The sequence below is a fragment of the Candidatus Nanogingivalaceae bacterium genome (assembly GCA_015257795.3).
Taxonomy (GTDB): Bacteria; Patescibacteriota; Saccharimonadia; order Saccharimonadales; family Saccharimonadaceae; genus Nanogingivalis.
On record CP072208.2, the window covers coordinates 297,828 to 319,543 of the forward strand.

General features: G+C 36.4%; 20 protein-coding genes and 2 tRNA genes. 10 read left to right on the plus strand and 12 right to left on the minus strand.

From position 1 onward, the window contains the following. Positions 1-16: 16 nt before the first annotated feature. The 7 genes from HXK94_001565 to HXK94_001595 all read right to left on the minus strand — a co-directional run bounded on the left by HXK94_001565 (position 17) and on the right by HXK94_001595 (position 8,191). Positions 17-3,538, minus strand: coding sequence for an ATP-dependent helicase (locus tag HXK94_001565; GenBank protein ID QTI96574.1), 3,522 nt, complete (start codon positions 3,536-3,538; stop codon positions 17-19). Positions 3,539-3,599: 61 nt separating this feature from the next. Next, on the minus strand, positions 3,600-3,980 hold the full coding sequence (locus HXK94_001570; protein ID QTI96575.1) for a hypothetical protein: 381 nt from the start codon (positions 3,978-3,980) through the stop codon (positions 3,600-3,602). A gap of 95 nt (positions 3,981-4,075) precedes the next feature. Beyond that, on the minus strand, positions 4,076-4,534 hold the full coding sequence (locus HXK94_001575) for a hypothetical protein (protein QTI96576.1): 459 nt from the start codon (positions 4,532-4,534) through the stop codon (positions 4,076-4,078). Between the two features lie 82 nt (positions 4,535-4,616). Continuing rightward, positions 4,617-5,726: a tRNA 2-thiouridine(34) synthase MnmA gene (gene mnmA / locus HXK94_001580; protein QTI96577.1), complete on the minus strand. Its 1,110-nt coding sequence runs from the start codon at positions 5,724-5,726 to the stop codon at positions 4,617-4,619. A 2-nt stretch (positions 5,727-5,728) separates the two neighbouring features. Beyond that, positions 5,729-6,343, minus strand: coding sequence for a YdcF family protein (locus tag HXK94_001585; protein ID QTI96578.1), 615 nt, complete (start codon positions 6,341-6,343; stop codon positions 5,729-5,731). Beyond that, positions 6,344-7,519 (minus strand): cysteine desulfurase, encoded by a 1,176-nt coding sequence (locus HXK94_001590; GenBank protein QTI96579.1) that lies wholly within the window; start codon positions 7,517-7,519, stop codon positions 6,344-6,346. 39 nt (positions 7,520-7,558) lie between these two features. Beyond that, the gene (locus HXK94_001595) at positions 7,559-8,191 is read right to left on the minus strand and encodes a hypothetical protein (GenBank protein ID QTI96580.1); all 633 of its coding nucleotides are present in this window, start codon (positions 8,189-8,191) and stop codon (positions 7,559-7,561) included. Positions 8,192-8,788: 597 nt separating this feature from the next. Here HXK94_001595 and HXK94_001600 point away from each other — a divergent pair. Next, positions 8,789-10,660, plus strand: a complete 1,872-nt coding sequence (locus HXK94_001600) for an ABC transporter ATP-binding protein/permease (GenBank protein ID QTI96581.1) — start codon at positions 8,789-8,791, stop codon at positions 10,658-10,660. Then, positions 10,660-12,444: an ABC transporter ATP-binding protein/permease gene (locus tag HXK94_001605; protein QTI96582.1), complete on the plus strand. Its 1,785-nt coding sequence runs from the start codon at positions 10,660-10,662 to the stop codon at positions 12,442-12,444. Before HXK94_001600 ends, HXK94_001605 begins: the two co-directional genes overlap by 1 nt. A gap of 51 nt (positions 12,445-12,495) precedes the next feature. Here HXK94_001605 and HXK94_001610 read toward each other — a convergent pair whose 3' ends face one another. Then, complete coding sequence (locus HXK94_001610) at positions 12,496-12,867, minus strand: hypothetical protein (protein QTI96583.1); 372 nt, start codon at positions 12,865-12,867, stop codon at positions 12,496-12,498. 193 nt (positions 12,868-13,060) lie between these two features. Here HXK94_001610 and HXK94_001615 point away from each other — a divergent pair. The 6 genes from HXK94_001615 to HXK94_001640 all read left to right on the plus strand — a co-directional run bounded on the left by HXK94_001615 (position 13,061) and on the right by HXK94_001640 (position 18,969). Further along, positions 13,061-13,136: transfer RNA gene (locus HXK94_001615), tRNA-Trp, on the plus strand. Positions 13,137-13,298: 162 nt separating this feature from the next. Beyond that, positions 13,299-13,628 carry a hypothetical protein gene (locus HXK94_001620; protein ID QTI96584.1) on the plus strand — a complete coding sequence of 110 codons (330 nt, stop codon included), beginning with the start codon at positions 13,299-13,301 and terminating at the stop codon, positions 13,626-13,628. Between the two features lie 31 nt (positions 13,629-13,659). Then, on the plus strand, positions 13,660-14,352 hold the full coding sequence (locus HXK94_001625) for a M48 family metallopeptidase (GenBank protein QTI96585.1): 693 nt from the start codon (positions 13,660-13,662) through the stop codon (positions 14,350-14,352). Positions 14,353-14,440: 88 nt separating this feature from the next. Beyond that, positions 14,441-15,664: a glycosyltransferase family 4 protein gene (locus HXK94_001630; GenBank protein QTI96586.1), complete on the plus strand. Its 1,224-nt coding sequence runs from the start codon at positions 14,441-14,443 to the stop codon at positions 15,662-15,664. Then, positions 15,657-17,006: a glycoside hydrolase family 57 protein gene (locus HXK94_001635; protein QTI96587.1), complete on the plus strand. Its 1,350-nt coding sequence runs from the start codon at positions 15,657-15,659 to the stop codon at positions 17,004-17,006. The genes HXK94_001630 and HXK94_001635 overlap by 8 nt, the downstream gene beginning before the upstream one ends. 1 nt (position 17,007) lies before the next feature. Beyond that, positions 17,008-18,969 carry a hypothetical protein gene (locus HXK94_001640; protein ID QTI96588.1) on the plus strand — a complete coding sequence of 654 codons (1,962 nt, stop codon included), beginning with the start codon at positions 17,008-17,010 and terminating at the stop codon, positions 18,967-18,969. 44 nt (positions 18,970-19,013) lie between these two features. Here the strand turns inward: HXK94_001640 and rpmG are convergent, their stop codons facing one another. After that, positions 19,014-19,220: a 50S ribosomal protein L33 gene (gene rpmG / locus HXK94_001645; GenBank protein ID QTI96589.1), complete on the minus strand. Its 207-nt coding sequence runs from the start codon at positions 19,218-19,220 to the stop codon at positions 19,014-19,016. Positions 19,221-19,336: 116 nt separating this feature from the next. Here rpmG and HXK94_001650 point away from each other — a divergent pair, with 116 nt between their 5' ends. Further along, positions 19,337-19,627: a hypothetical protein gene (locus HXK94_001650; GenBank protein QTI96590.1), complete on the plus strand. Its 291-nt coding sequence runs from the start codon at positions 19,337-19,339 to the stop codon at positions 19,625-19,627. 10 nt (positions 19,628-19,637) lie between these two features. On the opposite strand, the gene HXK94_001655 is transcribed toward HXK94_001650, so the two are convergent. Continuing rightward, positions 19,638-19,820 carry a hypothetical protein gene (locus tag HXK94_001655; protein ID QTI96591.1) on the minus strand — a complete coding sequence of 61 codons (183 nt, stop codon included), beginning with the start codon at positions 19,818-19,820 and terminating at the stop codon, positions 19,638-19,640. A 142-nt stretch (positions 19,821-19,962) separates the two neighbouring features. On the opposite strand from HXK94_001655, the gene HXK94_001660 reads away from it, so the two are divergent. Further along, positions 19,963-20,038: transfer RNA gene (locus tag HXK94_001660), tRNA-Thr, on the plus strand. 34 nt (positions 20,039-20,072) lie between these two features. On the opposite strand, the gene HXK94_001665 is transcribed toward HXK94_001660, so the two are convergent. Both HXK94_001665 and HXK94_001670 read right to left on the minus strand, forming a co-directional pair. Further along, a complete protein-coding gene (locus HXK94_001665; GenBank protein ID QTI96592.1) occupies positions 20,073-20,981 on the minus strand; it encodes a hypothetical protein in 909 nt (302 codons plus the stop codon). A 38-nt stretch (positions 20,982-21,019) separates the two neighbouring features. Next, positions 21,020-21,616: a hypothetical protein gene (locus tag HXK94_001670; protein ID QTI96593.1), complete on the minus strand. Its 597-nt coding sequence runs from the start codon at positions 21,614-21,616 to the stop codon at positions 21,020-21,022. Positions 21,617-21,716: the final 100 nt, after the last annotated feature.

Below are 21,716 nucleotides of genomic sequence, written 5' to 3' on the forward strand. Positions count from 1 at the left end.
TTGTGCTTTCAAGTTGCTAGAAATCTTCTAAAATAGCCTTGGTTAGGGTGAAGATATGGGATGATCCTCTTTTTACCTTTTTATAGAGTGGCACTTCTTTCAGGTTATGAGATATCGCAAACTCTTTAACTAGCTGGTTTTCGAACTTCTTAATTCCTTTTAGGCTCTCTTCAGAGAATTTTGAAATATCATCGTCAAAATCGAATTTTTTAATTTTTTCGAAAACAGCTTGAATCAACAAATTAGTAAAATCTGCGCGCAATTTGTTTGCGGGAGTTTCGAAATCAATGGAATGGCTTGCAATATCACCATCTGCATTTGGCTGAACAAATTGTAATATTCCAGATTTAACTTTATAGCCAGAGAATTCTTTCGAGTTTTCGACCATAAATTTATAGAAAAATAGTTGCTGTTCGTATTTGTAAATTTTTGAATTTACAACAATTTTACTTCTATCTTTTGAATCCAAAGGTATCGAACCTGTTTTCCAGTCTAAAATTGTAATCTCTTTATTGTTTTTATCGATAATTAGCAAATCAACAGTTCCAGTTAAGTGTGCATCTCCAAGCATAATTCCCTTTGAGTGGAAATTTTCTTCTGCACGGTTTCCCTTTTGGAATAGTTCGCTTTTTGTTGAGAATATTTTTTCGACAGATTCAGCTGCGGTTTTTAAGATTTTTGTTCTGTCTTCATTTGTTAAAACGTATTTCGAAATATCCTTTTCGAGACCTCTAATAATGTTTTGACTATCGAAAAATCCGTTTTGATTTAGCTCATTTTGGGCTTTTCGAAAAGCGTTATGGGCTAAGTTTCCAGCAATGCTATTTATGGAGTATCCTTGCGGAAAGCGCAAAATTATATTCTCGAAAAAGTTAATAGGTCCGCCGTATTCGACATCTATAAAATTATTCAAGTGCGTGGCGCTAATTGCGTAATTTTCAAGACGATTCTTTAATAAGTCTCGCATTGAATCATTTTTTGGTCTATAAAAATCATGCCAGCTGGTTTGAATGTCTAATTCTTTAGCGTCGTTTTCTTCAAGCTCAATTTTTTGGAATTTTTCAGGCAAAAAGCTAGCAACAAAGAATTTTTCGTCTTCCGTTTCTTTTTCGTGCTCGTCAAAGAATTCTAGCCGAGTATTTTTCTCGCCAGAAAAGCTCATCAAATGATTTGTCATATAGAGATGTGTTTTTGCGCGCGTAATTGCTACAAACAACAAACGCAATTTGGTATCTTTTCCTTCATCCGAGATTGGTATAAATTCAAGATTTTTTGGAAAACGAACGCTTTGAAAATTATTGCTTTTTCCGTTCCAAACTCGATTATTGGTATCAATCATGAAAACGTGCGAAAACTCCAAACCTTTCGCCTGAAAGGCTGTCATTAATTGAACTGCATCGTCAGTTGCTTTGTGAGGGTTTGTATTAATTATCCGCATTCCTGCGTTTTCATAATCTTTAGCAAATGCCGCAAGGTCTCGCAATGAATTTGAATGCTCTCGTGTGAATTCTCGCAAATTTTCGCGCAAAACAATCAAATTAGATAAAGTATCATAATAACTTTCATCAGAATCTTGGCTAAATAGTTTTCGAATTGGGCTTTCGAAAATTTCGCTAGCATCATGTTGGCTAGAATTCTCTACAATTTCTCCTTTTTTGAAGTTCCATTTTACGCTACCGAGCAGTATATCAAGGATAGACTCAAGGCTATAACTGTCAATTTTTTGAGATAATGAAATAATAAACTCTACAATTTGCGAAATATTTTTATCTTCACAAAACAGGCTTTCTGGGAGCCAAGAATTTACAGTTTCTCGCTTAGAGTTAATTTTCCAACTTAATTTCCAGATTTCAACAGGATTTAGTTTCCAGAAATTAAAGCTTAGAATTTCAGGAAAAAGCGCATTTACTTTATCTAAGTCATTGTCTGAAATTGCAATAATAAGTTGTGAAATTTTAATTAGCGAACTAATAATCTCGTCTTCAAAAATATTCTCTTTTTTCTCGTAGGAAACGGCTATTTCTTGGCGTTTTAAATATGGCGCAAGCATTTGTAAAGGGTTGTGTTTTGGCGCAAGCACGGCGATTTCTTTCGGACTAACTCCGGATTTTATTAAGTTTGAAATTTCATCCGCAATCCAGCCGAATTCTGAAATTTGACTCAAAAAATCTTTTCGAACAAGATAGGGACTTTCGAATTTAGAATCATCAAAAGCTTCAATATTTTTATCAATTCGTGTTGGTAAGTTTTCATTTAGTCTGCTTTCGATTTGTTCTGCAATATTTTTAGCAGAATATAAAATTTCACTTCTCGAACGGTAGTTTATTCTTAAATTAATAACTTTTGTATCTTTATAACGATGATAGAAATCGAGCATGTTTGAGCTTTTAGCGCCCTGAAAGGCCATAATTGCCTGGTCGTCATCACCAACAGCTAAAATATTTGGCCGACCATTAAAAATCTCATTGTCCGTGAGAAGTTCAACAAGTCTGCTTTGCGCGGCGTTAGTATCTTGATATTCATCCAAAAGAATAAATTGATATTTTTCTTGAAGCGACAATTTTAATTCTGTTTTTTGCTCGATAGTTTTAATTGTTTCGAGGATCATATCATTATAATCAAACATACCCTTATTATGTAGGGCTTCCTCATATTTTTTGTAAAAATCGGCAAATTCTTGGATTTTTAAGTTCGTATAAAAATCTTTTGGTAAACGTCCTTTTTCGTTTTTTATTCCGAAAAAATCATTTCGAAAACTAGTGAAAGGTTTTGTTGAGAATTTTTCGGCATTTTTATTTTCTTCAAGAAGTTTTTCAAGCGCTTCGAAAGTGTAAAAAAGATTTGGCTTAACTTTTGGATGAGCTGGCGTTACATCTTTTAGAACTTCGGCTAGCGCGATAAGGAGATTTTCATAAAATTCAGGAAAAACAGTTTTTTTAGAAATGCCTTTTTCTTCAAGCACAGAAAAATCGATTTCTTCTTCGTCTAGTTTTTTGAGTAGTTTTTTATCCAATTCAACATTTTGTTTTGCAATTTTTGCTAGCATTTCAGGGGTAATTAACGCCTGTTTTGCATGTGAAATTGCCGTTGTTAGGCTACTGATATTATCTTTTTTTAGGCGAGAGCTATCATCGAGATTGTTTTTTAAACTCTCTAAAATCTTAAAAATATTTAAATCATCGGCTAGGCTATCGAGGTCTTTATCTAGAAAATATTCACGATAATTATTGATAATTTCATTTGCAAAACCGTGATATGTGAAAATTCCAATTTTATACGAATCAGTTCCAATAAATTGCGAAAGACGCTCGCGCATATTTCGGGCACCAGCTTCCGTAAAAGTCATCGCTAGAATATTTTCCGGCGAAGTGTCGGTTTTTTGCAAAATGTTTGCAATGCGGGTTGAAAGCAATTGAGTCTTTCCCGTTCCTGGCCCCGCAATAACCAAAACTGGCCCCTCAATTGTGTCTACAGCCTTTTTTTGCTCGGGATTTAACATCTTATACTTTTTTTCGAAAATTTTCTGAAAATCGTTCATGGCTATATTATACTAAAAAAATAAGCTAAAAAAAAGAAGCTCGTTCGAGCTTCGAGAAGTTCTATTTGTGATTAAAGACATACTCCATCTTTTTAATAAAATTATTTAGGCTTTTGTTCGCCTCAAGGAATAGTGTTTTAGTATTAAAACTGTGTAGTTTTTGTTCAACACAGCGTTCGGTAAAAACATTGTTATCAAATGCTAGAACAACAACACGTTTATTCACTAAGATTTCCAGTTCTGAACTACTTCGTAAAGAAAGACCAAGTTCACTATCTGTGTATTCGATATCGAGCTCAAACTCAAGCTCACCATATTTATAAGTGGCCTTAATCTTAGATACTGGTTGTACTTCTTCCCGTGTAATTTTAAAACCAGATTTAATTTTAAAACCAGATTGTTCCAATAGCAACTTAATCGTTTTCGTGTCAAATTTTTTCATAAAAACCTCCTGAAAAGTACTATAAAGTAAAATTATAACATTTAAAAGGCGAAAAAACAAGAAAAAACCCGATATAATATCGGGTTAGGAATAAGTTAAAACTTGCGACAGTGTTTCTTGAATTCATTCTCGATATCATCAAAGAAATTATTCGCCATTTCTTTGCATTTTTTTAGCAAATCCGTTGTGGCTCGATTACCAAAATAGTATGTAGTACATGGTACTGTTTCAATGTATTTATCGAAAAAGCGTTTGGTCATCGATAACTTATTATAGCTTTTTGGGTTTTTGAAGGAATCCTCAGAATCCGGATAGGCTTCAAATTTCAACCAGTTTTTTGAATGATATACGCTAATTCTTAGAGCGTTTCCATTTTTATCGCTTAATTTTGCGTTCAAATGGATCGAGTTACTACCGTCTGCTGGCGGATTAAAGACTTCTACATCTTCGAATCCCACTTCTTTCAAAGTTTCAAGAAGAAAACTTTCACTGAAAAAGTTTGCATCCTTATTCTCTTTTTTGTTTAGCAATGTTAACAAATTAAAACTACGCATGTTAACACTCCCTTCTAAATAAAGTACTTAAGTTTTAAAACTTAGTATTTAGATTATACCATAAATAAAATGTCAATAATGCTTATATAACAATTCCGCCGCCTAAACAAACTTCGCCAGAATAAAATACAACACTCTGACCACTAGTAATAGCGCGTTGTTCATCTGTAAGTTTAATTTTTGCGGTTCCATCGTTTTCGAAAAAGATTTTTGCATTAACAAGCGGCGCGCGGTGGCGAATTCGAACTTGAATTTCTGCACCATCTGCAACTTTTTCATTAATCCAATGCAACGCCGAAACGTTAATTTCTTTCGCCCAAAGCTCACCGTTGTTTATGTCTGTTGTAACAAAAACTTCATTAGTTTGCATATTTTTTCCACAAACATAAAATGGCAAGCCACCACCAATATTTAAGCCGTGGCGTTGGCCTAAGGTGTAAAAAATTGCTCCGTCGTGCCATCCAAGAACTTCTCCCGTATTTTTATTAATAATTTTGCCGGGTTTTTGTTCAGGAATAAACTGTTTCAAAAAGTCACGAATTCCAATTTTGCCAACAAAGCAAATTCCTTGCGAATCTTTCTTGCGAGCAGTAAAAAGACTGCGCTCTTTTGCCATCTCGCGTACTTCTGGCTTAGTGAAATTGCCGAGCGGAAGCAATGTTCGACCCAAAGCTTCACCGCGTACTCGATATAAGAAATAGGTTTGATCTTTATTTTCGTCTTTGGCGCGTAAAAGTTCGCCATTTCCGCTTTTCGAAAAATCAAAATGGTCGCCAATATTTTCAGTAAAGGCGTTTCGAACGCCAGCGTAATGCCCAGTCGCAATCAAATCTGCGCCATCTTCGAGCGCTGCCTCTAAAAATAGCTTAAACTTAACTTCTTGGTTACACATAATGTCTGGATTCGGTGTGCGACCAATTGCGTACTCGTCGAGCATATATTGAACGACTTTTTCGCGATAATCTTTTTCGAAATCGAAAACTTTAAAATCAATGCCAAGTTGAACAGCAACTCTTTTTGCGTCCGCTAAATCTTCTGCCCAGGGACATTTCATTCCCGGTAAATCTTGTGTCCAGTTTTTCATATAAACACCTACAACATTATAACCTTGCTCTTTTAAAAGTGCTGCAGTTAAAGAAGAATCTACACCGCCACTCATTCCAACATATACTTTAATTTTTGACTTATCCATTTTTATGCTCCTATATAAAATCTAAAAATTCCAAAAAGTTCACTCATTGAAAGATACCATCCGCGTGAATTTGTCCACCAAAGATTACTCCAGTCTGGATCATTTGAGACTGGTGCCGAGATTACTTCAACCCCAGAACCTTCGAGCGCTTTTTCGAATTCTAATCTTGCCCGTGTTTGGTGGTATTTTGAAGTGGTCAAAACTATTCGTTTATAGCCATTTTGCTTGATGATTTTTGCTGTATATTGTGCGTTTTGATGAGTGTTTTGGGCTTGTTCTTCGAGAATAATCTCATCTTTTAAAATACCTTGTTTTTGCGCTAAATTCGCCATTTGTTGCGCATCGCTCAAAACTTTCGGGTTTGAATTTGCGCCAGAGAAAATCAATTTTCGTGCTTGAACAGCTTTAAAAATTTCGATTGCTTCGCGTGTTCGCGAAGATGTGTTCCCGCCAGAAATCGCAACAACCGCATCAATTTTCTGGGAACATTCGCCATTCTTATAGTTTGGGCAAATTTTAACTAACTGATTTTTATCACTGATAATTAGTGTTGTGCTAGCAATAAAAACTACAACAATTCCAATAACGATTAAAACCCAAGCAAAAAATTTTGCCATCTACTTTTTAATCCTTTCGAATTCTGCTCGAATTGTTTTTGAAATAATTTCGGCCGCGCGTTTAGTGTTTTCTTCATTCGAGAGCGCACCGAAAGAGATTCGTAAACTGCCGTCCGCTTCACTTTCTTTAAGCCCCATTGCGGTTAGAGTGTGTGAACGTGTTCCTTTATTGGCAGCGCAAGCTGAGCCTGTAGCGACCAAAACTCCTTGCATTTCAAGGGCGAAAACCATTCGTTCAGCGTCAATTCCAGGAAACGAAACCGAAACATGGCTCGCGAGTTGCTTTTTGATATTTCCCAAGAAAATCATTTCTTCGTCCGAGAAATTTTCGCTCAAAATATTTTTAAAAATCTCTTTTAATTTTCGAAGTCGCTCATTTTCTTTTTTGCGATGTTTTTCGGCTAGCTGCATTGCTTTTGCAAAACCAATCACACTTGGTACATTCTCGGTTCCGCTACGCAAATTTCGTTCTTGACCACCACCAACAATTTGTGCGTTAAATTGAATTTCACGATTCGCCCACAAAAGGCCAGTTTGTTTTGGGCCGTAGATTTTTCCGGCATTTAAAGTTAACATATCAACACCAAGTCGCGAAACAGAAATATCAAGTTGGCCAACACCTTGGCTGGCATCGGAATGAAGGTAGATTGGCGTCTTTTCACCATTTGAAAGTCGGCGCATTCTTTCTTCGCGAATAATCTCGGCAATTTTCGAAATTGGCTGAATCACGCCTGTTTCATTATTTGCTAGCATAACAGATACAATCTTTGTTTTTGGTGAGATTTTTGCGCGCAAATCATCAATATCAATCACGCTATCTTTTTTAATTTTAATTAATTTTCGAACGCCATATTTTTCGGCCGAGTTTAAAACTGCATGGTGTTCAAATTCACCCACGAGAATTTCATCTCCCGCATCTTTCGAGGCTGCTGAAAATGCTAAATTGATACTTTCGGTTGCACCAGCCGTCATCACGATTTCATCACTTTTTGCACCGATATTTTGCGCAATTAGATGCTTTGCATCCTCGTAATCCCTTCGAACTTCTAAAGCTTGAACATAGGGTGCGCTCGGGTTATAAAATTTTTCACTAAAATAAGGCAACATTGCAGCCAAAACTTTTTCGCTTACTGGTGTTGTTGCAGCGTGATCAAGATAGATAATTTCATTATTCATCTTTAATAGTATAACACATTTTTAAAAAGCTGACAAAAATTATTCTCTATTTTTTGCTATTTTTTCAGAAGTTTTTAGTGGATTTTTCGACTCTAAAAGTTCTTTAATTTCATTTTTTGAAAGACTTTGGAACCTACCAATTTGAAAGTTATAGATTTGAATCTTAGCATCTTTCTGTGGTATTTTTTGCTCTTTACTCCAATTTATAATTTTCGAAAGATTTTCTGGCTTAAAGACAAAACCTTCATAACCGTAGTTTAAAGAACTAAACGCTAATCTATCGCCAGCTTTAACTGGTTCAGCATTATCTTTTTTGCGCTCTTCTAATAATTCTAAAAAATCTGAAACCGCAAACTCTGGATATCCTAGAGCTTCACCATAAAGCCGATGTTTTTCTTCTTCGTTTTCTTTCCAAGAAAGTTTTTGTGCCTGTTTGAATTTCTCGGCGTTTTTAGGATTTCGAAACAGAAAAATACTATTTCGAATTTTAATTTTTGCTTCATTCTCCTCTAAAACTTCGATCATATTTTTCGAAAAGAACAGTTTAAAAATAGCAAACCAAATTTTGCCACTAATTCCCGGATTAAAATTCAACCACAATTGTTTTCTTCGATTAGTTAAAAAGGCGTAAAAAGCGTAAAAGTTATAAAATCTAATTTGAAAATTTTTCATATTTTTTTTCTAACTCCAACTTATAAAATATTCCATAAAAAGTTTACAATGCTTATATTGTAATTATGAATTTTATTATACAAAGAAACCAAAAATAATTCAATTTTTAAAATAAATTTCGAAAATATCTATAATTCTCTTGACTTAAAAGCAAAAATGTAGTAGAATATTAAACACTAAGCTTAAATTTAAAAAATTGCGGAAACAATTCTAAGCTTTGAACTTTTATAGAAAGAGGTGTAAAAATGGGTATTTTCTCTATTACCGAAGAGACTGTTGAATGTAAGCACTGTAAAGGAAGTGGTGAGGTTACGATCAATGGTTTTATGTGCTTTTACAGCCGACATCCGTGCAAGAAATGCAATGGGTCGGGTAAGATCCAAAAAACATAAACGCTGTATAATAAATACTTCATAATGACTAATGTATAAAAAACTTCATAAACTTCATAAAGCTTTTTAACACGAAATAAAGTATACCTTATAATCTATACCTAAAGATAAGGAGCCGTTTCCCGCGGCTCTTTTAAAATGTTTAAATTTATGCTAAAATATTAAAATCGCTTAAAAATCTATAAACTATAAAAAGAAAGGAATTATGTTAAAATTTATTTTTAAATTTGCTAAAAAATATTGGCTAAGTTTAAGTTTGATGCTTATTTTTACCGTGTTCTCTGCTAAAATCAACCTTGAACTCCCTCAATACACTTCAAAAATTATCACTCAGGGTGTTGCTATGAAAAATATGGAAGCGATTTACTCAAACGGTTTTCATATGATTGGGCTTTCTCTTTTGAGTGGCGTTTTGATGCTGGCCGGAATTTTTTTCGCAAGCCGTTCGGCTGGAGCAATGGCGCGCGATATTCGTCATGAAACTTTTAAGAAAATTGAAGATTTTTCAATGAGTGAATTCGGCAAGTTCTCTGTTGCGAGCTTAACAACGCGAATCACTAATGACGCACGCCAATTTCAGCAAACTTTCACAATGATTATGCGAATGGGTATTTATGCGCCAATTATTGGTGCCGGTGCGATAATTAACACTTTGGCGATTTCTGGTTCAATGAGTTGGATTATGGCAATTACAGTTTTTTCGATTATTGTTTTAACTACAATTATCGGTGTTTTTGCTGTGCCAAAATTGAGGATTTTTCAAACAAAACTTGATAAATTAAACATGCAAACTCGCCAAACAATCACTGGCTTAAGGGTGATTCGAGCTTATCGAAAAGAAAAGGTTGAAGAAGAAAAATTCGGCGAAATTAATGCCGAGATGTTGAAAATGAATGTCTTTTTCGAAAGGATTTTTGGTTTGATTTCTCCATATATGACAATGGTTTCTGGCCTTGGTTTGGTTGCAATTGCTTGGATTGGTTCATACTTCGTGAAATCTGGCGAAATTTCAATCGGTGATGTAGCTTCCCTGACTCAATATTTGGCGCAGGTGACTTTTGCGTTCGTTATGCTTTCGATGATTTTTATGTCGATTCCACGAATGAATGTCGCCATTAAGCGATTGAGTGAAGTTCTTGACGAAGAAATTCTAATTAAAGATAAGGCAAAGACCAAAAAAGCGCCAAAAACTTTTGAGCTTGCTTTCGAAAATGTTAGTTTTGCGTATCCAGATTCTGAAGAGGCTGTTCTTGAAGATATTAATTTTGAAGTTCAACAAGGTCAAACTATTGCGGTGATTGGCGGAACTGGTTCTGGAAAGTCTACGATCGCAAAATTAATCCCACGGTTTTATGATGTTTCGAAAGGTAAAATTAAGCTTGGCGGCGTGGATATCCGCGACCTAAAACAAAGCGAACTTCACGATTTAATTGGCTATGTTCCACAAAAAGCAAGTCTTTTTTCTGGGAATGTTCGCGAGAATATAAATTATGGCTCTTCGAAACATCTAACGGATGAAGAAATTATCGAAGCTTTAAAAATTGCTCAAGCTTGGGATTTTGTGCAAAAACTGCCCGAAGATTTAAACGAAAAAGTTTCGCAAGGTGGTAAAAACTTCTCTGGTGGACAAAAACAGCGCCTCTCGATTGCGCGTGCGATTGCTTCAAAAGCTCCAATTTTGATTTTCGACGATAGTTTCTCAGCGCTTGATTATAAAACTGATGCTAAACTTCGTGCTGAGCTTGCTTCAAAAACTAAATTACAAACCAAGTTTATTGTGGCGCAACGCGTGACTTCAATTATGCAGGCCGATAAAATTATTGTGCTTGACGGCGGAAAAATTGTTGGAATTGGCACGCATGGCGAACTTCTTGAAGATAACGAAATTTACCGCGAGATTGCCTCGTCTCAGCTTTCTGACGAAGAAATTGAAGCGCAAATTAAAGAATTCGAAAAGCAAAAAACTGTTTCGAAAACCAAAAAAGTGGCTAAAAAAGCAGTTTCCGTTTCGAAAAAAATAGCTAAAAAAAGCTTAAAACAAGCAGTTGCGAAAAAATCTAAGAAAGGAGAAAAATAATGGCGAAAAATCAAAAAAATAAGCTTTCGTTAAAGACGGTCTTGCGACTTTTGCAATATTTTTTGCCGTTTAAAATCTCGATTACATTTTTTGTAATTATGACAATTTTGGGCTCAATTTCAGCAATTGTTGGCCCGCAAATTGTTGGTGAAATGATCAATTTAATCACAAAGAGAGTTGAAATTCGTGCGGGCGCGGTTCATTTTAATCCTGATTTTTCAAAAATTGCTGAATTTGGTCTTTTGCTTATTGCGATTTATATCGGTTCGGGAGTTTTTAGTTATGCGCAAAACTGGATTATGGGTCAAATGGTGCAAAAAATCGTTTTCAAGCTACGTGATGAGTCTTCGAAAAAAATTGCACGATTACCACTTTCGTATTTTGACAAACATAAAACTGGCGATACGGTTTCAATTATCACAAACGACATCGAAACACTCAGCAATAGCTTAAGTGAGAGTTTAAATCAGCTTTCTTACTCGATTATTACGATAATTGGCGTAACTTTCATGATGATTTCAATTAGTTGGCAAATGAGCTTAATTGCGCTTGCAACAGGTGCTTTTTCGGTTGGTGTAATTTTAGTTATCTCAAAATTTAGTCAAGTTTATTTTACAGATTTACAAAAATTTACTTCAGGTCTAACTTCTCACACCGAGGAAATGCTTTCTTCGCACGAAGTTATCAAAGTTTATAACGGCGAAAAATCATCAGTTGAAGATTTCGAAAAAATCAACAACAAAATGTACAATTCATCTTGGAAATCGCAATTTTTTGGTGGTCTTCTCTACCCGATCATGGGATTTATAAATAATATCTCTACGCTAACAGTGGTAGTTGTTGGTGGTGTGCGTGCGGTAAACGGCCAAATGACGATTGGTGATATTACGGCCTTTATGCAATATATGAGTCGATTCACGCAGCCAATTTCGAATATTGCAAATTCAATGACGAGCGTTCAAACTGTTGTTGCGGCTTGTGAACGAGTTTTTGGTTTTCTTGATGCTGAAGAAGAAACTTTTGTTGAAATTTCGAAAACACCGCCAAAAGAAGTTAATGGCGCGGTAGAGTTTTCGAAAGTTAATTTCTCATATTCGAAAAACAAGCCAATTATCACTAATTTTAGTACAAAAATTGCACCACGCTCAAACGTGGCGATTGTTGGCCCAACTGGTGCTGGAAAAACTACACTCGTGAATCTTTTGATGCGATTTTATGATATTGACAGCGGAAAAATCACAATTGATGGAGTTGATACTTCGAAAATGTCGCGCCACGATGTTCGTTCCCTTTTTGGAATGGTTCTACAAGATACGTGGTTGTTTAATGGCACGATTGCCGAAAACTTAGCTTACGGAAAGCCCGATGCTACTCGTGAAGAAATTGTTGAGGCCGCAAAAGCCGCTCATGCCGATCACTTTATTCGAACTTTACCACAAGGATATGATACGGTTATTTCTGAAGATATCGATAATGTCTCGGCTGGCGAAAAACAGCTTCTTACGATTGCGCGTGCAATTTTAGCAGATTCGCCGATGTTGATTCTTGATGAGGCAACCAGCTCTGTTGATACACGAACGGAGGCTGCTATCCAATCGGCGATGGATAATTTAACACATGGCCGTACAAGCTTTGTGATTGCGCACCGCCTTTCAACAATTCGAAATGCTGATTTGATTCTAGTTTTGGAGCATGGAAACATTGTTGAGCAAGGCTCTCATAAAGAATTGCTTTCGAAAAATGGCGCCTATGCTAAGCTGTATAACTCACAGTTTGCTGAATAAAATTCGAAAAAAGAAAAAAGCCCGATTATTTCGGGCTTAATTTAGTGTTGGCTATACTAGCGAGAATTCCGCGAGCAGTGATGAATATTTACACATTTGAGCGCTGTTATTGCGCTTAGTGTAACCTTCTGCATAAATTTCATTCAGGAAATGGAATGCGTTCGCTAACTCGTAATAATGACCTGAAGGCCACTCCTTTTCGATTTTCTTGAAAAAATCGCGTCCTTTAGTTATGGGCATTTCATAAAACTTAGCGTAAGCTAGCCAAAAGACTAGCTCTTTAATATCATTTTTATGATATGCTTTTTCAAGCTTATCGATAACTTTAAACAGAGGTGTCTTTGGTGTCGCTTCTGCTTCAATACGAATTTCAGCAAGTTTTTCTTGGTTTTGGGTTTGAGCCCACTTAATAACATTGACCATATTTTTGGTCTCCTTTTCTGAAAAATATACTTGCAAAAGCCAACTTTGTAAAATACGAGCTAAAAGCTCAATTTTGAAAGTAAGCTTTTAACTAATTAGTATTCTACCACAAAAGATACTTTTTGTCAATAGGTAAGGAAAATAACTAAAAAGCTCTTCACTTTTCAACTTTTTTATGCTAAAATAGTTTCATACGGGCATAGCTCAGTTGGTAGAGCACAGGTCTCCAAAACCTGGTGTCGGGAGTTCGAATCTCTCTGCCCGTGCCAAATTTGCCTTTTTACACCAGAAATGGTGTTTTTTATTTTGGCGTTGTTTTTTGTTTTATTTTAGTGTATAGTGGTTATGTTATGGATATTAATTTTATTACTATTTTTTTTCATTTTTATTTTTTTCTAGTGTTTATGTTTGCAGTGTTGCTATTTGCTTTTATGCTAGGTGGATTTCTTATTGCTATTTTAGGGTATTTTAGGGTTAGGAAGCTTGAAAATCCTGAAATTTTACAAAATAAGATTAAAAGTCATCGGCGTGTTTTGAATATCTTTGTAGGGATATTCGTAGTTATATCGATTGCAACTGTTTATATTACATTAGACACTATGAATTTTGCCATGGTTGGTACATGGCTCGGTGGTCTTATTGCCATGCCTTTTGCATATGTGATAATTTATATTTTATCGTTTATTATTTTTGCTAAGCGCAAAGACGTTCGACTAAAACTCGAAGAATTAGAAATGTTGAAACGTGGCAATAGATTTTGATAACTCTTTTTAAAAGTGCTATAATATTTTTATGTCTATAGTCGATAAAGAGTTTGGTGAAATTAAAATTCGAAAAAATAAACTCGCTCGCTCCGTAAAACTTTCTGTCGGCGTTGATGGAAGTTTGCGTGTATCAATCCCCTATTATTCACCAGAATTTGCCGTTCGGCGGCTTGTTAATGGCAATCGCGATGAAATTCGAAAAATGCTCGCAACACACAACGCTAAAAATTCTTATCAAGACGGAGATTTGATTGGCAAAACTCACGCGCTTTTTTTGCGAAAATTTTCGGGCGAAGAAATCAAAATTTCAAATGAAGGAAATCAGATTTTGGTGCAAATTCCGCAAGAGTTAGCTTTCGAAAATCCACTTGTTCAATCTGAGATTCGCAAAACCGTATCAAAAATTCTTCGAAAGCAAGCTAAAGCGTATTTACCCCGCCGAATTGATTTTTTGGCAGAAAAATATGGTTTTAGCTTTGAGAAATTGCGTTTTTCGCACACGGGCACGCGGTGGGGTTCATGCTCTTCTAGCGGAACAATTTCTTTAAATATCGCATTAATGAATTTACCACACCATTTGATTGATTATGTGATTATTCATGAGCTTTGTCATACTCGGCAAATGAACCATTCGTTTAAATTTTGGCAAGAAGTTGAAAAATATTGCCCAGACTATAAGAAATACGTTCAAGAAATAAAACAGTTTTCGCCAAGTATTTAGTTTAAAGCAGATAACTGGTTAAACCGCTTGCGCTTTTCTCTTAAATTTGCTAAAATAGAAATGTAAATTTTAATCGTAAAGGCAAAAAATGAAAATTCTAATGCTCGGGTGGGAGCTTCCTCCCCATAACAGTGGTGGTTTGGGCGTAGCTTGTTTTTATATGGCAAAAGCGCTAGCTGAAGATGGCGCTGAAATTGAGTTTGTCGTTCCGTATAAAAACAAACATACCGAAATTGATTTTATGAAAGTGCTAAATGCTACGAATTTTTCTGAGATTCATAAATTTGGCGCTGGGGCTTATGATGCGCCACACTGGTCGCGGTCGAGCCATAATGTGGGCGATTTTTTGCCGGATATTCGTTCGATTCAAAAAGAATATTGTGAATTTATTCGTGAATATTTAAGCATCCCGGAAAACAAACCGGATGTTATTCATGCGCACGATTGGCTTACGATGGAGGCTGGAATGCTGGCACGCGAGATTACGGGTTCTCCACTTGTTACACATATTCATGCAACAGAATTCGACCGTTCTGGTGGAACATCTGGCAATCAACAAATTCATGATATTGAATACGCTGGAATTTGCAATTCAGATAAAGTTTTTGCCGTTTCGAAAAATACACGAGATGTAATAATTGATAAATATAAAGTTTCTCCAGAAAAAGTCGAGGTTGTTTATAATGCAATCGAAACTTCAACACTTGCTAGTCCACAAGACTACGATGAGCGAACTTATCGCTATCTTGAATATTTAAAATCACAAGGCTATACGGTTGTGATGACTTTAACTCGTTTTACTGTTCAGAAAGGTTTAACATATTTAATGCGAGCCATGGCTGAAGCGGCTTCAAGGAACCCGAAAATCGCTCTTCTTCTTGTTGGTGATGGCGAGCAGCGTAACGAGCTTATTAAAATGGCTAGCGATTTTAGAATTGCGGATAAAATTTTCTTCACTGGCTTTTTGCGCGGAGACAAATGGCGCGATGCTTATGGGGTTGCAGATGTTTTCGTGATGAGCTCGGTTAATGAGCCTTTTGGGTTAACAGCCCTTGAAGCAGCACACTTTAACAACGCGTTAATTATTTCAAAACAGTCTGGCGTTGGTGAAGTTTTGCAGAACATTTTGCGCTACGATTTTTGGGATACTAAAAAGCTTGCAAATCAAATTTATGAAGTTTCGGTAAATAAAAAACTTCTAAATAATCTTAAAAAAGGCGTTCGAAAAGAGTATAATAAAATTTCTTGGAGTGATATTGCTGATCAAATCATGGATGAATTCATACACCTAACAGAGGAAAAAAATGGCTAAAAAATCAATTGTTCTATATCTCCATGTTCATCAGCCGTGGCGAGTTCGTGATGACCAAACTATTTTTAATGTTGGTAAAAATAGAGATTATTTTAGTGAAGAAAAAGGTTTGAAGCGCCAAAGTAATGGTGAAATTTTTCGAAAAGTAGCTGAAAAATCTTATATCCCAATGAATAACCTACTCGAAGAACTTTTAGCTCGTCATCCTGAATTTAAATTCTCTTTTTCGATAACAGGCACTTTTATTGATCAAGCTCAGCAATTTGCGCCAGATGTTCTTGAGAGTTTTAAGCGTCTCGTTCGAACTGGCCGAGCGGAGATTGTTGCTGAAACTTATTATCACAGTTTAGCTTTCTTTTTTGACCGCGAGGAATTTGAGGCACAAGTTCGTGCACATCAAGCAAAGATTCGTGAAGTTTTTGGCGTAGAAACGACATCTTTTCGAAACACAGAACTTTCTTATAACGACGAATTAGGCAAATGGGCAGACAATTTTGGTTTCAAGGCAATTTTAACTGAAGGCTGGGATCCTGTGTTGGGGTGGCGTTCGCCGAATTTTGTGTATAGACCAAAAAATACTAAAAATATTCGCCTTCTTTTAAAGAATTATAAACTTTCTGATGATTTAGCTTTTCGATTTTCAAACCAAAACTGGGAAGAATATCCGCTAACAACCGAAAAATATATCAGCTGGCTAGAATCGGCGAGCTATCGAGGTGATATAATTAATCTTTTCATGGATTATGAAACTTTTGGTGAACATCAATGGGAGGAATCTGGAATTTTTGGCTTTTTCGAAAGCTTAGTTGCTGAGTGGCTAAAAAATACAAGTCATGATTTTAAAACTGTTACAGAAGCCGCTCAAGCCGATCCTGTTGCGGAAATTTCGATGCCTCAAACTGTTACTTGGGCGGATACTGAGCGCGATCTAACTGCGTGGCTTGGAAATTCAATGCAGCAAGAAGCAATGAAGCATCTTTACGCCTTAAAACCGCGAGTTTATAATTCTTATAACGGCATGCTTGTTGAAGATTGGCGACGGCTAACCACTAGCGATCACCCATACTATATGTGCACAAAATACTTTAACGATGGTGATGTTCATGCGTATTTTTCACCATATAAATCGCCCTATGATGCGTTTTTGTATTTTATGGATGCTCTGCGAGACATGGATTTTCGTTTGAAAGATGTTTCACCTTTACAACCTAAAAAAGTTCAAGAAACACAAAAAATTCTTAAAAAATCTTTTTCGAAAGTTCCAAAAACGCCAAAACGAAAGAAAATATTTGCGCGAATGCTTCATAAAAACTTAATGTTTGCTAAGGGAAAGCGAGGTTGAAATGGCAAAAACAGCGATTTTAAGTAATGGAAATTTAAATATTGGCCTAAATGAATTCGGTTTGGTTAGTGATTTTTATTTTCCAGATAACGGATATGAAAATCACACTCTTGGCCGCGATCTTTTTCATCGCGTTGGTATTAAAATTGGTGATGAATTTTCGTGGCTGCAAAATGGCGGTTGGCAATTCTCTTCTGAATATTTCGAAGATGCATTAATCTCTAAAACCGAAGCAACAAACAATAATTTGCAGATAAAAATCACGTTTACAGATTTTGTAGTTAGTGATTTTGATGTTTTTGCGCGTAAAATTCAGGTGCAAAATCTTGCGAATTATCCGCGTGAAGTTCAGCTATTTTTGCATCAAAATTTTGCAATTAACAGCAGTTTTCATTTAGCTGATACTGTACAATTTTTACCTCTTGAAGATGATGAAAAGGCAATTTTGCATTACCGCGGAAAACGTGCATTTATTATTTCTGCACAAAAAGTTGGCGGCGACTTTAATCAAAAAAGCTTTAAAGATTTTGACCAACATACGGTTGGACTATTTGGAATTGAAGGCAAACTTGGCTCTTGGTGCGATGCCGAAGATGGAATTCTTTCTGGTTCAAATGTTGAACATGGTCAAACCGACTCAGTACTCGGTTTTAACTTCTCTCTGGGCGTTTTCGAAAGCGCAGATTTTCAATATTCTATTTCTTGCGCAGATGATCACCAACTTGCTTTAACGAATTTTCAAAAAATGCGAGATGAAGGTTTTTCGAAAGCCTTGTCTGAAACTAAAAAATCTTGGCAAAAGTGGCTTGCTCCAGCTTTGCGTTTTTCGAAAAAACTAGATCTAAAATATCAGAAAAAATTTATTCAAAGCCTAATGCTAGTTAAGTCTCATCTTGCAAAAACTGGTGCTCCTATTGCAAGCAATGACAGCGAAATGCTTAACTATGCCCGAGATGATTATTCTTATTGTTGGCCACGAGATGCACTTTTTGCGATTTGGCCTTTGATTCGGCTCGGATATCGTGATGAGCCGCAAAGATTTTTCACTTTTTGCAAGAATTCCCTTACGCCGGGCGGTTTTATGATGCATAAGTATTTGCCAAACGGCGAGCTTGGCCCTAGCTGGCATCCATACTCTCAAGGTGGCGAAACGCGAAACCTACCAATTCAGATTGATGAAACTGCTGGAATCCTATTCCTGTTTGCGCAATACTATAAAAAATTTCGCGATAATTCTATTTTGGATGAATTTTACGAAGATTTAGTGAAGCCGATTGCGGATTTTTTGGTTGATTTTTGTGGTGAAAATAATCTACCAAAGCCTAATTATGAGCTTTGGGAGATGGATTTTCTTTCAACGACTTATTCGACGTCGGTTGTTTTTGCAGCTCTTTATTCGGCCTCAAATTTAGCACAACAGCTCAATCGTGCGCGAGATGCTAAAAAATGGCGAGATCAAGCTTTGAAGATTCGAACTTCGGCGCAGAATGAACTATTTAATCCAGAAAATAACTATTTTTATCGAGGAATTTGGCCGAACGGTGAGAAGGATTCGAAAATCGATGCCTCAAGTTTTTATGGAGCCTTTATATTTAATCTTTTCGATTTTAAGGGTGAAAAGCTTCATAGGGCATTTAATGTACTCGAAAAACGTTTTAACGTAGATAGTCAAATTGGTTTGCCACGCTTTGAAAGTGATGTTTACTATCGCTTTAGTGATGACTATGAAGCGAATATTTGGCCTATTACAACACTTTGGCGTGCTGAGTTTTATATCGCTCGAGGTGAAATTTTAAAAGCAAAAGAGATTTTAGATTGGGTTTCAGATCAACAAACATCAACAGGGATCTTGCCTGAACAAATTGACCCACGTGATTTGAAGCACCTTTCTGTGGCGCCACTCACATGGTCTCAGGCGGAATATGTCTCAGCTCTGCTGGATTTGATAGCTTCTGAAGAATAGAAACACAGAATAAATAAAAGCGCCCAATTGAGCGCTTTTTATTATTAACCTTTTCGTGGTTTAACTTCGTTTCGACCAAGAGATTTTTTAGTCTCTGTGAAAACTTCGTGTTTTCGTGTCTTTGGGTTGTATTTTCGCAAAGAAAGTTTCTCGGGTGTATTTTGAGTATTTTTGCGAGTGTAATAAATTCGATGACCTGTAGCTTCACTTACAAGGCCAATAATCTTTCGTTTCGTATTCTTTTTAGCCATAATCTCTCTTAAATTTATTATTTACGTTCTGTTCTATTCTATCACAGGAATTCATAAAAAGCAAGTATTTCAAGCAAAGATTGACATATTAGCTTAGTTATGATATAATTTAAACCATGAATGACTTTTTGAAATTTATCCAAAGAATTTTAAGTTTAAACAACGAACGCGTTATTTTGCAGCGTTTTTACCTCTGTTTGGCATTTTTTGGTTTTGCTGTTGCAAGCTTTTTAAATATTTTCGAAAATTCAATTAGTCGAACAATTTTACTTATTACGGTATCATCTTTGATTGTCTTCTTGATGAACGCTATCGTTTGGACTCTTGGTGAAGCCCTAAAAAATAATTTTCTTTTAAAAAACAACAAAAGAACAAAAGACTCCAGCAAATCAGCAAAAAACAAATAATTTATTTTGACTAAAATAGAACTGTTTCTTTAATCCAAAGCTGTTCGTAGTCTTTGTTTTCTTTTTCTAACTGTTTGGAGATTTGAATCATTGCATCTAGGCGTTCGGCCGCATCTTTAATGTCAAATTTATCTAAAACCTTAAAGAAATATTTATTTCCGATTCGATATTTCATTATTGTTACTGTTTTCATAACTCCTCTTTTTTGACTATTATTTTATAGCTCATATTCTAACATATAAGGCTTAAAAGTGCAAACTTAATAAAAGGAAATATTATTTCAATAATATTGACATCTGAACACTTTTTATGGTAGAATTTATTATAGTTTATTTGCCGCGATAGCTCAGTTGGTAGAGCGCATTCATGGTAAGGATGAGGTCTCGGGTTCAAGCCCCGATCGTGGCTCCAAGAAATTATCTATTTCTTGGCAATCTACGAAAAATCAAATACCGCACTCTGTTGATACAGAGAAATGCGGCTTTTTTATTGTTCCGATCGAGGCAGTCTTTTGTTTCTGCCTTGCATCCATAATGCGGTTATTCAAGTCAATTCGGCTACTTTCAATTTGCGAATCCACGTTATTTAGTGCATCTTGGCGGTTTGTTTCCCAGTCTTTCTTGTTCTTGTTGTATGCATTAGTTGCACTAGCAAACTCCAAGTCTTGGTTTCGGCGATCTCGGGCGAAAGCATCTTGTGCGCTTCCAGCGTTTCGGCTCGCTTCCAAGCCAACCGCCCAAGGAGCAACAATTTGTGCTGCACTTGAATCTCCCGCTCCACCTGCTGCAAACATTTGGCGCAAAGAGTTCGTTTGGTTGTTTGCGTCTTCCATGATTTGTGAACGCACTGCACGGTTTTGAGCTTCCGAGTCTCGTTTGTTCATCTCATAGGCGCCCTTGCTTTGGGTGTAGCTGTTTTCAAGGTCGTTTAGCTGGTTAGCGTAGTTATTTTCAACGTTACCACGCCAAATGTCCCGTTGGCGATCCAATCTGCCCAAGCCTTCAGCCGCCACCCGTTCTTGTTCACGATATTTTGCAATCTCATCTGCCCTTGCTCGAGCTTCTGCTGCCACTTGAGGGTTGTATGATCCACCACCGCCTTGAGGCTTTACATAATGTCCTCGTGTCTTATCTGCCCACCAGTTATACAACTCTTGCATTCCTCCACTCAAGTTTGCTTGAGTCTGGTTGGCGTATTCTGGGTTTTGTGCCATTTTTCTAAAGTCACCATTGCCATCATTACCCACATATGGCAAGAATTTTTCATAGCCATTTGCCGCCAAAAAACCACGGAAGTCTTTATTACCACTGTACTTATTTGGATCTAAACCGTTATAGTTATCAATATAGCCCATATATTCTCCTTATTTCTATTTGGGAGATGATTCAAGGCTTATAAAGGCTCGCAAAAATGCTGTACCACACGAAACTGGTGGCGCTCTTTGTCCCACCAATCCAAGGCTATACCTGAATATTTATATTTCGGGTTCAATATTGCTTCACGGTGTCCATCAGTACTTTCCATCCACGACTTAACTTCCACTTCTGACATATCTCTCTCTAAATAAGCATAGTAACTTCCGGCGTTGATATTCTCACCATACTCCTTACAGTGTTTATCACTATAAGTGTTATCCATTAAGAACTGCCCTGTCTTTGGGTTTTTGTGAGCATAGTAATCATTCTTAATCATATCTTCAACTTTAAGCCTTGCATCGTTGTCAATCTCAGGCGCACGCACTAAAGGAGCAATCCCTCTTTGGGTTCGCTCTTTGTTCACAAGTTCAAATATCTTGTCAGCGGTTGGTCTCTCTTGTAATTTTGTAGGCTTTTTCTCGTGATATTCAACTGGCTTATTCAACAGCTTGTCATGTCCTGTTATTTTAGCCACCTTATCCGGAAAAGCAAGCGTGTATACCAAAGCCCCAACTAGCCCCAAAACGACCAGCCCAAGCATACCACACACAGCTATCTTCCGCATATCTTTCATATCCTGATATTACTCCAATCCTTCCCAAAAATCAACCCCTACAGCCATTGTCGCACATTTAATATCAATTAAAACAGCCCTTTCGAGCTGTTTTAAGCAA